Annotated in this window: 10 protein-coding genes; 6 read left to right on the top strand and 4 right to left on the bottom strand. The window is 70.0% G+C overall.

Features of this window, described 5'->3' with window-relative positions:
- The 4 genes from ACIA5C_RS23380 to ACIA5C_RS23365 all read left to right on the top strand — a co-directional run bounded on the left by ACIA5C_RS23380 (position 1) and on the right by ACIA5C_RS23365 (position 4,947).
- On the top strand, positions 1 to 1,479 hold the full coding sequence (locus ACIA5C_RS23380; protein ID WP_396057904.1) for a glycoside hydrolase family 130 protein: 1,479 nt from the start codon (positions 1 to 3) through the stop codon (positions 1,477 to 1,479).
- Positions 1,480 to 1,554: 75 nt separating this feature from the next.
- Entirely contained in the window at positions 1,555 to 2,640 is a 1,086-nt protein-coding gene (locus ACIA5C_RS23375) for an SPFH domain-containing protein (RefSeq protein WP_396057902.1), read from the top strand.
- On the top strand, positions 2,637 to 3,713 hold the full coding sequence (locus ACIA5C_RS23370) for a hypothetical protein (RefSeq protein ID WP_396057900.1): 1,077 nt from the start codon (positions 2,637 to 2,639) through the stop codon (positions 3,711 to 3,713). Before ACIA5C_RS23375 ends, ACIA5C_RS23370 begins: the two co-directional genes overlap by 4 nt.
- Before the next feature lie 46 nt (positions 3,714 to 3,759).
- Complete coding sequence (locus ACIA5C_RS23365) at positions 3,760 to 4,947, top strand: SGNH/GDSL hydrolase family protein (RefSeq protein ID WP_396057898.1); 1,188 nt, start codon at positions 3,760 to 3,762, stop codon at positions 4,945 to 4,947.
- Here the strand turns inward: ACIA5C_RS23365 and ACIA5C_RS23360 are convergent.
- Positions 4,941 to 5,768: a methyltransferase domain-containing protein gene (locus ACIA5C_RS23360; RefSeq protein ID WP_396057896.1), complete on the bottom strand. Its 828-nt coding sequence runs from the start codon at positions 5,766 to 5,768 to the stop codon at positions 4,941 to 4,943. The two genes, ACIA5C_RS23365 and ACIA5C_RS23360, sit on opposite strands and share 7 nt — an antisense overlap.
- Positions 5,769 to 6,150: 382 nt before the next feature.
- On the opposite strand from ACIA5C_RS23360, the gene ACIA5C_RS23355 reads away from it, so the two are divergent.
- Positions 6,151 to 7,182, top strand: a complete 1,032-nt coding sequence (locus ACIA5C_RS23355) for a Gfo/Idh/MocA family oxidoreductase (RefSeq protein ID WP_396057894.1) — start codon at positions 6,151 to 6,153, stop codon at positions 7,180 to 7,182.
- A gap of 210 nt (positions 7,183 to 7,392) precedes the next feature.
- On the opposite strand, the gene ACIA5C_RS23350 is transcribed toward ACIA5C_RS23355, so the two are convergent.
- A complete protein-coding gene (locus ACIA5C_RS23350; protein WP_396057892.1) occupies positions 7,393 to 7,941 on the bottom strand; it encodes a TetR/AcrR family transcriptional regulator in 549 nt (182 codons plus the stop codon).
- Between the two features lie 62 nt (positions 7,942 to 8,003).
- On the opposite strand from ACIA5C_RS23350, the gene ACIA5C_RS23345 reads away from it, so the two are divergent.
- Positions 8,004 to 9,446 (top strand): MFS transporter, encoded by a 1,443-nt coding sequence (locus ACIA5C_RS23345; RefSeq protein ID WP_396057890.1) that lies wholly within the window; start codon positions 8,004 to 8,006, stop codon positions 9,444 to 9,446.
- A 449-nt stretch (positions 9,447 to 9,895) separates the two neighbouring features.
- Here the strand turns inward: ACIA5C_RS23345 and ACIA5C_RS23340 are convergent, their stop codons facing one another.
- Entirely contained in the window at positions 9,896 to 10,759 is an 864-nt protein-coding gene (locus ACIA5C_RS23340; protein ID WP_396057889.1) for an alpha/beta fold hydrolase, read from the bottom strand.
- A gap of 52 nt (positions 10,760 to 10,811) precedes the next feature.
- Positions 10,812 to 14,642: a discoidin domain-containing protein gene (locus ACIA5C_RS23335; RefSeq protein WP_396057888.1), complete on the bottom strand. Its 3,831-nt coding sequence runs from the start codon at positions 14,640 to 14,642 to the stop codon at positions 10,812 to 10,814.
- Positions 14,643 to 14,667: the final 25 nt, after the last annotated feature.

The raw sequence follows: 14,667 nt of genomic DNA, 5'->3' as shown, positions 1-14,667 counted from the left end.
ATGAACTCGCAGACCCTCGTCACCCGGCACGACGTCGTCATGGAACCCGACGACCGGCGCGTGGTGATCAAGCTGTTCGTCCCCGGCGAGGACGCCCAGGTCGGGCAGAACCGGGCGTCCAGCCTCATCGAGCGCATCCTGCAGCTCGACGAGGACGAGACCGCCCGCCTGCTCGAGGACGTCCTGAGCCGGTTCGCCGGGCGTCACCACGACCTCCTCGGCGTCTTCCAGCACCACTACGAGGTCGTCCAGCACCGGGTGCCGGCCGAGATCGAGCTCTCGCCGACCGCCCGCACGCTGATCGGCGCCTACTTCAGCCACGAATACTCGGTCGAGGCGGCGGCGCTCTGCAACCCGTCGATGGTGCCGCACCCCGACCAGACCGACCTCGAACCGGGCCAGCTGCGGGTGGCGATCAGCCTGCGGCAGATCGGCGAGGGCCACATCTCCTCGGTCGGTTTCTGCACGGCCGTGCTCGGCCCCGGCGACGCGATGAGGCTCGAGGACCGGAGCGGCCCGCTGGTCGTCGGCCAGCGCGGCGGCGCCAAGCACCTGCGCCAGCAACTGGCCGCGGCGATGATCGACGCCGGCATCGACAACGAGGCCTCGGCCTACCTGATCTCGGCACTCCCCGAGTGGTACACCGACGAGGAGTTCGAGGACGTGCTGGTGCAGGTGCCGGCCGAACTGCTCGCCCGGATGACCAGCCAGGCCACCCTCGACCGGCTCCGGCACATCGTGGCCGCCGACTACGCGGTCACCTACCCCGCGACCGTGCCGCTGCACCAGCGGGTGCTGTGGCCGGCTACGCCCGACGAGAGCAACGGCATGGAGGACGCCCGGTTCGTGCAGGTGCTCGACCCGGACGGGCGCCACTCCTACCAGGGCACCTACACGGCGTACGACGGGCGGAAGATCTCCGGACGGGTGATCTTCAGCCGCGACCTGCGGCACTTCGAGATCACGGCGCTGCACGGGCCGGCCGCCCGCAACAAGGGCATGGCGCTGTTCCCGCGCTACGTCAACGGGCGCAAGCTGGCCCTCTGCCGGTCCGACGGCGAGACGCTCGGGCTCAGCGAACGGGACGACGAACACCGCTGGCAGAACGCCGTACCGCTGTTGACCCCGCACCGCGGGTGGGATCTCATCCAGGTCGGCAACTGCGGTTCGCCGATCGAGACCGAAGCCGGCTGGCTGGTGCTCACCCACGGCGTCGGCCCGATGCGGCGGTACGCGATCGGCGCCATGCTGCTCGACCTGGAGACACCCGAGCGGGTGATCGCCGACCTGCCCGAGGGGCTGCTCGACCCGGACGACGTCGAACGCGAGGGGTACGTGCCGAACGTCCTCTACTCCTGTGGCGGAGTACTGCACGAGGGGCGTTTGTGGCTGCCGTACGGCGCGTCCGACGTCCGGGTCGGCTTCGCCAGCGTCGACCTCGAGCGGCTGCTCACCCGGATGGTGCCGACCGGCTACTGAGATCCCCGATACCCCGCAGTAGCAGGTGATTGCTAGCGTCACCTGCGCTGCGGGTTATTTCTCTGGGGGGTTCGCGTGGGTCTTTGGGACAAGCTCAAGGGCGAGCTGATCGACATCATTCAGTGGACCGACGACAGCCGGGACACGATCGTCTGGCGGTTCCCCCGCTACGACAACGAGATCAAGATGGGCGCCAAGCTCATCGTCCGCGAGTCACAGACGGCGGTCTTCGTCAACGAGGGCACGATCGCCGACGTCTTCCCGCCCGGCACCTACACGCTGACCACCCAGAACATGCCCGTCCTGAGCACGCTCAAAGGCTGGAAGTACGGGTTCGAGTCGCCGTGGAAGGCCGAGGTCTACTTCGTCAACACCCGGCAGTTCCCGGGCCAGAAGTGGGGCACCCAGAACCCGGTCATCGTGCGGGACCCCGAATTCGGCGCGGTGCGCCTGCGCGCCTTCGGCTCGTTCACCCTGCGGGTGAGCGACCCGGCGGCGCTGCTGCGCGAGATGGTCGGCACCGACCCGCAGTTCCGCACCGAGGAGGTACGCGAGTACCTGCGTCAGCTCGTCGTCGGCCACCTGGGCAGCGCGCTCGCCACGGCCCAGGTCCCGATGCTCGACCTGGCCTCCAAGCAGCTAGAGATCGGCAACACGCTGGCCGCGGTGATCAGTGACGAGCTGGCCTCGTCCGGCATCACGATCCCCAAATTCATCATCGAGAACATCTCGGTGCCGCCGGAGGTGGAAGAGGCGCTCGACAAGCGCAGCTCCATCGGCGTCGTCGGCGACCTCGACAAATACACCAAGTTCCAGACCGCCAACGCGATCGAGGACGCGGCCAGCAACCCCGGCGGGTCGGGCGAGGGGTTCGGCTTCGGGCTCGGCATGGCCGCCGCGCAGCAGGCCGGGGCCGCCCTCAACCGGCCCACCCCGGCGGCTCCCCCACCGTTGCCCACCAAACAGTGGTTCATCGGCGTGAACGGTCAGCAGCAGGGGCCGTACGACACGGCCGGGCTTGCCGGGCAGGCCCGCTCCGGCGCGCTGACCCGCGAGACGCTGGTCTGGAGCGAGGGCATGGCCGGCTGGACCGCGGCCGGCCAGCTAACCGAGCTGGCCTCGGTCTTCGGTGCCGTCCCGCCTCCCCTGCCGCCCCAGTGAACCAAAGCCAGTACCCCTGCTCGAACTGCGGGGCCAACGTCGAATACGCACCGGGCACAACCGTTCTCCAATGCCCCTACTGCGGGGCGAAGACGCCGCTGCAGCCGACCGGCGTGCAGGTGCGCGAGCACTCGTACGCCGAATTCGCCGGACTCCCCCGCAAACCCATCGCCACCCTGGCCCCGCACGTCTTCAAATGCCGCGGCTGCGGCGCGGTGACCGAGAGCGACAAACTCTCCGACCGGTGCCAGTTCTGCGACGCGCCACTGATCGCCGACGCCGCCGAGGGCGACATGGTGACACCCGAGGCGGTGCTGCCGTTCGACCTCGACCGGGCCCGCATGCGGGAGGCGCTGCGCACATGGGCGTCGTCACGCTGGTTCGCGCCGAACAGCCTGAAAAAGGTCACCGAGGCCGAAACGGCGCGCAGCACCTACCTGCCCCACTGGACGTACGACGCGGAGACGACGTCGGCCTACCGGGGCGAGCGGGGCGACCACTACTGGGAGACCGAGACCTACACCGAGAACGGCGAGACGAAGACCCGCCAGGTACAGCGGACGGCCTGGCACCCGGTGCGCGGCGTGGTCGACCGCAGCTTCGACGACGTCCTCGTGGCGGGCACGACGCGGGTCGCACCCGAACACCTGGACACGCTGGAGCCGTGGCCGCTGCCCGAAGCTTCGGCGTACCGCCCGGAATACCTGGCCGGCCACGAGACCCTGCGCTACGACGTCGAACCCGAACAGGGCCTGACCAGGGCGCAGGAGACGATGCAGTCGGTGATCCGCGACGACTGCCGGCGCGACATCGGCGGCGACGAGCAGCGGGTGCACAGCGTCGACACCGACTACCGCGCGGTCATGTTCAAGCTGATGCTGCTGCCGGTTTGGGTGGCGGTCTACCTGCACGGCGGCAAGACGTACAACGTGCTGGTCAACGGCCGCACCGGCGAGGTCGCGGGCGAACGGCCGTACAGCGCCCTGAAGATCGCCCTCGCGATCTCTCTGGCCGTCGTGGTGATCGCCGTGATCGTCGTTCTCTGGGCCCTGCACAACGGAGGACACCAGTAGGTCACAGACCATCCGATCGGCGGCCCGGCTGCCGATACCGCAGGGCATGCGCCGCATTGCCATCGCTGCCCTCGCGGCGGCCGCCCTGGGATCCTTCGGTGTCCCGGCGGCCGCGAGCGCCGGCACGCCGGGGCCTTCCGGCGTCCCGGCCGCGGGCGCTTGGGGCTCTTCCGCCGCCCTACCCGCGGACTCCTCCGCCGCCTTGGCCGCCGGCGCCTCTTCCGCCGCCGTGGCCGCGGGCACCTCTTCGGCCGCCTTGGCCGCGGGCACCTCTTCCGCCGCCTTGGCCGCGGATCTTTCCGCCGCCGGGACCTCGGACTTCGATCCTGCCTCGGGGACCGATCCTGCCTTCGGCGGGGCGCCGATCCGGATCATGCCGCTCGGTGACTCGATCACCTATGGCGTCGGGCCGGCGGTCGCCAACGGCTACCGCACCGACCTGTACGACCGGCTCACCCGGGCCGGCCTGAACGTCGACTTCGTCGGCGGTGTGCAGTCCGGCGACGGCGCCGACCCGGACAACGAGGGACATCCCGGCTGGACAATCGAGCAGATCTCGGCCGAGGTCGACACGTGGATGGCCGACGCCCGGCCCGACGTGATCCTGCTGCACGCCGGCACCAACGACATGCGGGCGTCGGCGACCGTGCCGACCGCGCCGGCGGCCCTCTCCGCCCTGCTCGACCGGATCGAGGCGGACGCACCGCAGGCGGAGGTGTTCGTCGCCGAGGTGACCGGCGCCGGAACCACCCCCAACCGGCCGATGTGGAAGCGGCGCATCGACGCCTACAACGCGCGGATCCCGGCGATCGTCGACGCGAAGGGACCGAACTTCCACCTCGTCGACCAGAGCGGCATCGAAGGCATCGACCTGACCGACGTCGTACATCCCAACACCTTCGGGTACGCCAAGATGGCGTGGAACTGGTACCAGGCGATGATGCCGGTGCTCGATGTGAGCGGCAGCGCCTGGCCGACGACCGGCAACCCTTACCGGCTCACGGTCGGCCGGCGATGCATCGGCCAGTCGAGCGGCGACATCGCCACCTACGGCCTGGACTGCCACACCTGGTACCTGCGGCCGAAGACCACCGGTTCCACGGTGCGGACCTGGCAGCTGCCGGTGCCGGTCACCCGGTACGTCAAGGTCGTCATGGCCGTCAAGAAGGCCGGCGGTAAACCGGTGACGAAGACCGTCAAGGTTTCGACCACCCGGTGGATCCAGGGCTATTGACCGACCGAGCCGGCGACGACCCAGATCGTGAGGACGGCCAGGAAGTCGCCTCGCGCGCCGGCGGCGTCGACGTGCGAGAACCACTCGTCGCGTACCCCGGGCGGCGCCATCCAGGCGTCCTGGCCGACCAGCGGGTTGATCATCGGCAGCACCACGGCGGCCGACGCCGGGGTGGCAAACAAACAGGTCACCGGCGTCGCGGTGACCTGCGTGAGCCCGCGGGCGACGAGCCGGCGCCGCAGGGTGCGGCCCATGTCGTACTGCTTAGGGGTGAGCCGACCGTGCATGAGCTCCATGACTTGGCGGGCCAGCCCCGGCGGCACCCCGTCGAAGGCCAGCGAGCCCCAGTCGGTGTCGATCAGGCAGATGCGGCCGCCGGGGCGGGTGATCCGCACCAGTTCGGAGATGCCGCGCTCGGCGTCGTCGACGTGCTGGAGCACCCGCTCGCACCACACGCCGTCGAAGCTGTCGGCGGCCAGGTCGAGCGCGCACACGTCGCCGGTGCGGTAGTCGACGTTGCTGCCGTCGTGCCGCTGCCGGGCGACCGCGATCGTCGCGCTCGACGAGTCGACGGCGAGCACCTCACCGGTCGGGCCCATCTCGGCGGCCAGCCACCGCGACACGTCGCCGGCGCCCGAGCCGGCGTCGAGCAGGCGCTGGCCGGCCTCGGGCCGCAGGGCACGCACGGCGGTCTGACGTACGCGGAGAATCTCCGGGTGGCGACCCATCTCGTCGAGGGCGGCCAGCAGCATCGCGGTCATCTCGGACGGCTGGCCGTCGAGGTCGGCGAACGGGGTACGTTCGATCTGCGCGGGCGTCATGCGCCATTCTTTACACGCCGGACCCCCTGTCGCCGGGTCGCGGTCATCCATCCGACAGGAGAGGATGAGGACACCACTCACGGCGTGGGCCAGGGCACCGCCAGGCGGTGCCGATAGGCGTAACTGACCAGCTGAGCCCGGTCCCGCGAGCCCGTCGAGGGCCGGCCGCGGTCAGCAGAATCGCCTCCAGACGCCGATCGGACCGGGTGCGCCACCGTCACGGTGCGCGTGACCCCGAGCCTCCAGCGGGCGGCCGTGCCCTGCGGGAGGTTCTCGGGCTTCGGTCATGCGTGTCACCTTCACCGTTGCCCGCCGCTCGGTCCTTTTCCAATAGCGGACCGTGGGATCGGCGATCTCCCAACGGTGTGGCAGGCTTTTCGGAATGAGCGATGCGGTGCGGTTCGGACTTGTCGGTTACGGCTTCGGCGGGCGGGTGTTTCATGCCCCGCTGCTGACTTCCGCGGCAAATGTCGAGTTCGCCGGCGTGATGACCAACAGCCCCGAGCGCCGCGAGCAGGTGCTGGCCGACCACCCGGGCGTCACCACGTTCGGCTCGCTGGCCGAGATGGCCGCGGCCGGCGTCGAGGCGGTCTCGATCTCGACGCCCGCGGCGACCCACGCCGAGCTGGCCGAGGAGGCGCTCGGTCTGGGCCTGCCGACGGTCGTCGACAAGCCGTTCACCATGAACCTCGAGTCGGCGAAGTCGGTCGTGGCCAAGGCTCGCGAGGGCGAAGTGCTGCTCAGCGTCTACCAGAACCGTCGCTACGACTCCGACTTCCGCACCGTCCGGCGGCTGATCGACGACGGCCAGCTCGGCGCGATCCGGCGCTTCGAGTCGCGTTTCGAGCGCTGGGCGCCCGACCGCAAGCCGGGCGCGGCGGGCGGCGGCACCCTGCTCGACTTCGGTTCCCACCTGGTCGACCAGGCGCTGGTGCTCAACGGCCCGGCGACCCGGGTCTACGCCGAGATGCGCGGCGCGGGCGAGCTCGACGACGACATGTTCATGGCCCTGCACCACGTCAACGGCGTCGAGTCGCACCTGTGGGGCAGCTGGCGGCAGGCCGCGCCGGGCCCGCGTTTCCGGGTCACCGGCACCACGGGAACATACATTGTGGACGGCATCAACAGCATGGACGGCCAGGAGGCGGTGCTGAAGTCGGGCAAGTCGCCGGCCAAGCTGGGCGACCGCTGGGGTGTCGAGCCCGAGCACGCATGGGGCCGCCTCCATCGCGGCGCGACCGGTGCGACCATCGAGTCGTCGCGCGGCCGGTGGGACCTCTATTACCCGGCGTTCGCGGCGGCCGTGCGCGGCGAGGGCCCGGTGCCGGTCGACCCGGCCGACACGCTGCGCGCGATGGCCGTGCTCGACGCCGCCCGGGTCAGCGCCCGCACGGGCACGTCAGTCACCCTCTGACCCAGCCGCACGTCGTGAGCTCCGGGCAGATCCGTCTCCGCACCTTGAGGCTGGCCGCCCAGGGCCGCCGGCCACCCCGTCAGCCACCGCTTTGGGGCTCCGACACCCACCGGCCCGGGACCATCAAACGCGGCTAGGGCCCGCAGTTGTCGCCAGGCCGTCAGCGCAGCCAAGCCCGTGCGGGACCACCAATGCAGCCAAGGCCGCCGGTCAGCCGCGGATGCCGTCCAGGGCGTAGCCCAGCACGCGATCGCGCTGTGCCTCGTCGACGTAGCCGGCCGAGACCAGGCCGGAGACCATCCGGAGGACGTCGTCGAAGCTGGCGTCGGCGCGGACCTCGCCGGCCTCCTGCGCGCGCAGGAAAAGGGGCTCGCCCGCCGCGTACATGATTTTGCGGCAATCCCGGAACATCTCGCTGTCCCGGTTGAGCGCCTCCATGATGGCGCGCTTGGTCGCCGCGTAGCCGACGAACCGCTGCAGCCAGACGGCCAGCGCCTCCCACGGTGGCCGGTCGGCGACCTGGGCCGCCACGGCCGCCAGCTGGTCGATCTCTTCGACGTAGACGCTGCGGAAGAGGTCGTGGCGCGTCGGGAAGTTGCGGTAGAGCGTGCCGATGCCGACTCCGGCCCGGCGCGCGATGTCTTCCAGTGACGCTTCGGTGCCGTTTTCCGCGAAGGCGTCGCGGGCCGCCGCCAGCAGGGCCTCGAAGTTGCGCCGGGCGTCGGCTCGTTGCGGACGGCGCACCAGATCAGAGCTCAACGAGATCCTCCCCACAGAAACGGTCCCTTGAACCGGAGGCACCCCTCCACTAATCTGGAGGCATGCCTCGACTTTACCAGAGTTCACCGCGCCTGACCTTTGTGGTGCTCGCGGCCGCGGCGGCCGCGTTCTCGCTGATGCAGTCGCTGGTCACGCCGGTTCTCCCGACGATCCAGCGGGACCTGCACACCAGCGCCGGCACGGTCACCTGGGTGCTCACCGCGTGGCTGCTCGCCGCCTCGGTCGCCACCCCGCTCATGGGCCGGATCAGCGACATGATCGGCAAGGACCGCACGCTCCTGATCGCCCTGGCCGCGATCGCCGTCGGCTGCCTGGTCGCCGCCATCGCCCCCAACATCGGCGTGCTGATCGTCGCCCGCGTCCTCCAGGGCCTCGGCGGCGCCGTCTTCCCGGTTTCGTTCGGCATCCTGCGCGACGAGTTCCGGCCCGCCCAGGTCTCGTCGGCGGTCGGCGCGATGGCCGCGGTCATCGCCACCGGCAGCGGCCTCGGCATCGTGCTGGCCGGCCCGATCGCGGGCGCGCTGAACTGGCGCTGGCTGTTCTGGATCCCGATGGGCGTCGTCGTGCTGGTCGCCGTCGCCGCCTGGCGTCTGGTGCCCGCCTCGCCCCACCGCACGCCCGGCCGCGTCAACTGGCCGGCGTCGCTGCTGCTATCGGCCTGGCTGGTCGCCCTGTTGCTGCCGCTGAGCGAGGCCACCTCGTGGGGCTGGGGCTCGGCCCGCACGATTTCGCTCATCATCGGAGCGGTACTGCTCTTCGCCGGCTGGCTGGCCGCCGAACTCCGCTCCGCCAACCCGCTGATCGACATGCGGATGATGCGGCTGCCCGCGGTCTGGACCACCAACCTGGTCGCCCTGCTCTTCGGCGCCGTGATGTTCGGCGTCTTCGCCTTCCTCCCCCAGCTCATGCAGGTGCCGGCGGTCTCCGGTTACGGCTTCGGCGCCAGTGTCACCGCGGCCGGCCTGCTGATGCTGCCGATGCTCGTCATGATGGCGATCTTCGGTTCGCTGAGCGGCCCGATGTCCCGCTGGATCGGCAGCAAGGCCCAGCTTCTCGGCGGCGCCGCCCTGAGCGCCCTGGCCTGCCTCTCGCTGGCCCTCGAACACGGCGAGCGCTGGCCGGTCGCCACCGCCGGAGCTGTCTTCGGCATCGGTCTCGGCCTGGTCTACTCGTCGATGATCAACCTGATCGTCCAGAGCGTCCCGATGCACCAGACCGGCACCGCGAGCGGCATGAACACCAACATCCGCACCATCGGCGCCTCCATCGGCACCGCCGTCGTCAGCTCGATCATCACCTCGCACCCCGGTCCGGCCGGCCTCCCCGCCGAGTCCGGCTACACCACCTCGTTCATCGTCCTCGCGGTGACGGGCGTGGCCGCCCTCCTGGTGGCCCTGCTCGTCCCGGCGACCCGGCGCCCCGCCCCGGCCCGGGCCGACGAGCCGGTCGAGGCTATCCCCGAGCTGACTCCCGTGGAGGCCTGACCACCCACATTCCTCCAGGCGAGACGCAGGACCGGGGGAGATCGCGCTGGTGATGCCCCTGGGCGCGCCGATACCGCCGTCCCCGGCGGCGTCGCGGGCGCTGCTGGCGGCGTTCGAGGAGCGCGGCATCTCCTGGCACCCCGGCCGGGTGGTGCGGGAACTCGACCCGGCGCGGCGGGTAGCGGTGCTGGCCGACGGCGAGGACATGCCGTTCGACCTGTTCCTGGGCATCCCGGTGCACCGGGCACCTGAGGTGCTTCATCGAGTTCGGCCACGAGCAGATCGGCCGGGTCGAGGTCACCTTCCGCCAGGGCGAACCCCCGGTCGGCCGCTTCGGCGACGCCTCCGACATCTACCGGGCCGACAGGTCCGCCTTCGGCGCCGAGCGCGCCCACCGCTGGTTCGGGCGCGAGTGGTCCAACACCTGAGCCGGCGGTGAGCGCGCTCGCCTACGGCCGGACCAGCGTGGTGAGCATCGCGTCGATGTCGTTGATCAGCGAGAGGTGGCCCTCGCCGGGCACGAGGTGGGAGTCGGCGCCCGGGATGTGGGCGCTGAGCCACTGACCGTGGGTGAACGGGACCATCCGGTCCTGGTCGCCCTGCCAGATCGACACCGGAACCGTGATCGCGGCCGGGTCGAAGCCCCAGTCGGCGGTGAAGGCGAGGTCGTCGTCGCGCCAGCCCGCGATGCCGGTGGAGAGCGCGTGCCGCGCCGACTCGGCCAGGAAGGCCGCCATCGGCCCTTCCAGAGCCTTCTTGTCGACGTCGGAGATCAGGTCGCCGAAGGCCGCGACCACGGTTTCCGGGGTGACGTGCGCGAACGCCGGCTCGGCCGCCGTCATGAACTCCGACAACTGCGAGGGGCCGGCCAGCGCGGCCCCGAACTCGGCCACGTTCTCCTCGCCCATGCCGGCCAGCCAGTCGAGGCCAGGAGCACCGTACGGTGCCACGCCGGCCATCGAGACCGCGCCCCGGCACCGGTCGGGCAGCAGGGCGGCGCAGGCCAGGGCGTGCGGGCCGCCGCCCGACCAGCCGAGGGTGACGAAGTCGTCGATGCCGAGCGCGGAGAGCAGCGCGGCGATGTCGGGGGCCACGTCGGCGACGCGGCGGCCGGAATGGGGGGTGGATCCGCCGTAACCGGGACGGCCGGGGGTCAGAACCCGGAAACCGAGGCGGAGGGCAGCATCGTTCAGCAGCGCGCTGCGTGTGGCGCCACCCGGTGTGCCGTGGTGCAGGACGAGGGCGGGCCGGTCGGCCTCGCCCTCGATGAGATATTCCAGCGTGCGCCCGTCGGGCAGCTCAACGCGTTCCATGTGAACAACATAGGCGTGAGGGGCCCGCGCCGGGCGGGCCCCTCGACAAAGATCAGTTCCGGTTGATGGTGAAGGTCGTGGTCGGGTTGTTGATGTCGACCGCGTTGTTGCTGAACTGCAGGTTGGTGAAGGTCGCCGAGCCGACCGCCGGGCCTTGGTTGGCCTCGGGCAGCGGGTTGGCCCAGATGCCGAAGCCGGACTTGGCGTCGAACTGGTCGCCGCTCTTCTGCGCACCGCTGATCGTCACGTTGGTGAAGACCGTGTCGGTGATCGGGTTCTGCGGTGCGTTGTTCGCGTAGTTGGTCTGGAACATGATGCCCGAGTAGGTCGGGTCGACGATGTCGATGTTGGACACCCGGATGCCCTGGAAGACCTTCGACGCGGAGAACAGCCACATCGCCGGGAACGTCTGCTGGCCCCAGAAGTGGCCACCCGACCGGACGAGTGAGATGTTGTCGAACGTCGTCGGCGGGCTGGCACCGAAGCCGTTCATCGGGATACCGAAGTCGAGCGAGCTGATCGTGATGCCGGCGTAGACCAGCTGGTCGGCGACGTACAGGTTCTTGAAGGTGTTGTTGTAGCCGCCGTAGACGGCGATGCCGGCGGCCCGCCAGGTCAGCGTGGCCGACAGGTTGGACAGCGTGTTGCCGGTCTCGTCACCGCTGGCCTGGTCGATCGCCGAGAAAAGGGCGAAGCTGTCGTCGCCGGTGGCCCGGGCGTCGTCGTTGTCGATCAGGTTGCCGGTGCTGTTGTTGGTCAGGTTGATGCCGTCCGCGAACGTGTCCCGGATCCTCGAATTCTTGAAGACAGAGTTGTCGACGTTGGTACCCCAGACCAGACACATGACGTGTTCGGCCCAGAGGTTGTCGACCGTGATGTTGTGAACGCCGTGCAGGTCGAAGACCTTGCCCGGGCCGTCCTGGCGGATGTTGTAGTTGCCGAAGAACGCGAACCCGCTGAACGTGGATCCGTCGCCGCCGGTCTGTACGGAGAAGCCGGCGTCACTGTTGTTCTGGGTCTGCGGCGTCAGGAACTGCGTGTACCACGGTCCGGCGCCGACGACCGACAGAGCCCGGCCGTAGACGTTGAGCTTGCCCTGGATCGCGTAGCTGCCAGTCGGCAGGTAGACGCCGGTCTTGGTGGTGTCCTGGCGGGCCGCGTCGAGGGCGTTCTGCACCGACTGCTGGTCGAAGCCGGCCGGTACGACGTACTTCGAAGGATCCGGGTTGGCGATCGGCGCGACCTGCTCGGTGTTGATGAAGTCGATCGCGATGTTGCCCGGGTTGCCGCCGTCCTTCTGCAGCTTGATCGTGCTGCCGGCCGCCACCGTGCCGTTCAGCATGATGTTGGCCTCGTCGTAGATGTGCCGCGGCCCGCTGCCCGAGTTCTGCGGCGCAGTTTCGTCGCCGTAGAGCCAGGCGTACTTGGAGTCGAGCGGCAGCGTCTTGTTGAGGGTGCCGTTGACGTAGACGTTGATCGAGCTGGTGGTGCCGTCCGGGATCGAGAACCGGGCGACCAGCGTGTTCGTCGAGGCGCGCGTGGTCCATTGGACGAACGCGCCGGTCGTGTTCAGCGTGACGGCTTTGCGGCCCGAGGCCTCACCGGCCAGGTCGCCGACCGTACGGTTGGGCCCGACGATCGCCGCGCCGCCGCCGATCTGACCGTCCTCGGCCTCGTAGGCGTCGTAGGGCATGTTGGCGCCCCGACCGACGAACAGCGGCTTGTCGGACGTGTTGTTCGCCTGCTTGACCGACAGCTCGTTCGGGTCGACGGCGACCACGGTGTGCACCGTGTACTTGCCGTTCGCGGCCTTCCAGGTGCCGAGCGTGATGGCCGGTGAGGACGCGCCGGCCGCCAGCGTTCCGGTGTACGACCCGGTCAGCGTGGCCACGGTCGAAGACCCGGAAACCACGGTCACGGTCACGGCGTGCGAGCCGCTGCCCGAGGCGATCGTGCCCTGATTCTTGAGCGTGGCGGTGAAGGTGACCGTGTTGCCGGCGGACGGGTTGCCCGGCGACCACGCGACCGACGACGCGACCAGGTCGGAGCTGGCCACCGGCGAGACGGTCAGACTCGTCGGGTTGTTGTAGGAGTTGTTGGCGTCGTTGGTCTCGATGACCGTGTTGGCCTCGTCGACGACCGACTTGACCGAATAGGTGCCGGCGTTCTGCGCGCCGACGTTGGCCGACACCGTGGTCGACGCCCCAGCGGCGAGAGCCGGAACGGCAGCGGTGCCGACCTTGGCCGCACCCAGGTAGAAGTTGACGTTGGAAGCGGGGCTGGAAGCCGTACCGGCGTTGCGTACGGTCGCCGAGAGAGTGACCGCGTCGGTCTCGACCGGCGAAGCCGGGGAGAACGACATGCCGCTGACCGTCAGGTCGGGGTTCGGGGCCGGGGTGCCGATGACCTGGAGTTCCGCCACCTGCCCGCTCGGCGCACCGCTGTTGGCGGTGAAGGACAGGCGCAGGTCCGCGGTGGTTGCGCTGACCGGGACGGTCACCGTGTTGCCGGTGGCCGGGTTGAAGGTGTACGAGGCGGAGCCGACCAGCGTCGTGAACGTCGTCGAGCTCTGCTCGCGGCCCTGCACGGAGAAGGTCTGCTGGCGGGTGCCCCAGGAGCTGTCCGGGTTGAGCTTGACGACCACCGAGCTGACGGCCGCGTTGGCGCCCAGGTGCACGGTCAGGTTGGCCGGGTAGGCCGAGCCCTCCCAGTAGGTGGCCGCGTCGTTGTCGTTAGCGTTGGCGGCCACGAAGGTGAAGACGGTCGAGGAAGCCTCGATCGGCTTGCCCAGCGCGAGGTTCGTCCCGCCGGTCGCCGTACCGGTGCGGGTCACCGTGTTGCTCGCGGCACTCTCGTTGCCGGCCGCGTCGCGCGCCTTGACGTAGTACGAGACTGTCGCGCTGTCCGGCTGGCTGTCGGTGTAGGTGAGCGCGTTGACCGTGGTCCGCAGCGCCCCGTTGGCGTAGACGTTGTAGCCGGTCACCCCGACGTTGTCGGTCGACCCGCCCCACGACAGTTTGATCTGCCCGGAGCCCGGCGAGGTGTAGGACAGCGTCCCCGGAGTCGTGGGCGCCTGTGTGTCGCCGGAAGCGCCGGTGCGGGTCACCGTGTTGCTGGCCGCCGAGGCGTTGCCGGCCGCGTCGTGCGCCTTGACGTAGTAGGAGACGGTCGCGCTGTCGGCCCGCATGTCGGTGTAGGTCAGCACGTTGCCGGCCACCGAGGTCAGCAGGCTGCCGTTGGCGTAGATGTCGTAGCCGGTGACGCCGACGTTGTCGGTCGACGCGTTCCAGCTCAGGCGGATCTGGCCGGACGCCGGCTGGGTGTAGGCCAGGTTGCCGGGCGCGCCGGGCGCCTGCGTGTCACCACTCGCCGGGCCGTAGACCTCGAGCTCGGAGAGCTGAGCGGCCGACCATCCGGTGTTCGCGGTGAAGTTCAGGCGTACGTACCGGGTCGTCGCCTGCCCGCTCAGGTTGATCGTCGCGGTGTTGCCGGTGGCCGGGTCGAACGTGTAACCCGCACCGGCCACCAGGTTGCTGAAGCTGGAGCCGTTGGTGCTGCCCTGCACGGACAGGGTCTCGGTGCGGGTCGCCCACGAGGTGGCCGGCGGCAGCTTGAGGACGAGCTGGTTGATCGCGACCGACGAGCCCAGGTCGACCTGGAGCCATTGCGGGAAGGCGTTGTTCTGGCTCTCCCAGTAGGAGTTGGCGTTGCCGTCACCCGCGTTGCCGGCCGGGTAGACGTCGGTGAAGGTGCTGGCGGTAAAGGTCTTGCCGGCGGCCAGGTTGGGACCGGCGGCCATCGCCATCGTGGGTGCGGAGATGAGAACGGAAACGACTCCGACCGCGGCGGCGGCCGCGAGAAGTCGTCTTCTGAGCTTGTGCATGGCGGGAGCGCACCTTTCTGGTGAG

Origin of the sequence: Actinoplanes sp. NPDC051343 (assembly GCF_044455125.1) — a bacterium.
In the GTDB taxonomy this organism is placed as follows: Bacteria; Actinomycetota; Actinomycetes; order Mycobacteriales; family Micromonosporaceae; genus Actinoplanes.
This window is presented reverse-complemented; position numbering and strand designations above follow the sequence as displayed.

Bases quoted from the DNA above. Each gene is read 5' to 3' on its own strand.
- ACIA5C_RS23335 (WP_396057888.1), bottom strand. From the start codon at position 14,642: ATGCACAAGCTCAGAAGACGACTTCTCGCGGCCGCCGCCGCGGTCGGA.
- ACIA5C_RS23360 (WP_396057896.1), bottom strand. From the start codon at position 5,768: ATGACGCCCGCGCAGATCGAACGTACCCCGTTCGCCGACCTCGACGGC.
- ACIA5C_RS23380 (WP_396057904.1), top strand. From the start codon at position 1: ATGAACTCGCAGACCCTCGTCACCCGGCACGACGTCGTCATGGAACCC.
- ACIA5C_RS23355 (WP_396057894.1), top strand. From the start codon at position 6,151: ATGAGCGATGCGGTGCGGTTCGGACTTGTCGGTTACGGCTTCGGCGGG.
- ACIA5C_RS23340 (WP_396057889.1), bottom strand. From the start codon at position 10,759: ATGGAACGCGTTGAGCTGCCCGACGGGCGCACGCTGGAATATCTCATC.
- ACIA5C_RS23365 (WP_396057898.1), top strand. From the start codon at position 3,760: ATGCGCCGCATTGCCATCGCTGCCCTCGCGGCGGCCGCCCTGGGATCC.
- ACIA5C_RS23345 (WP_396057890.1), top strand. From the start codon at position 8,004: ATGCCTCGACTTTACCAGAGTTCACCGCGCCTGACCTTTGTGGTGCTC.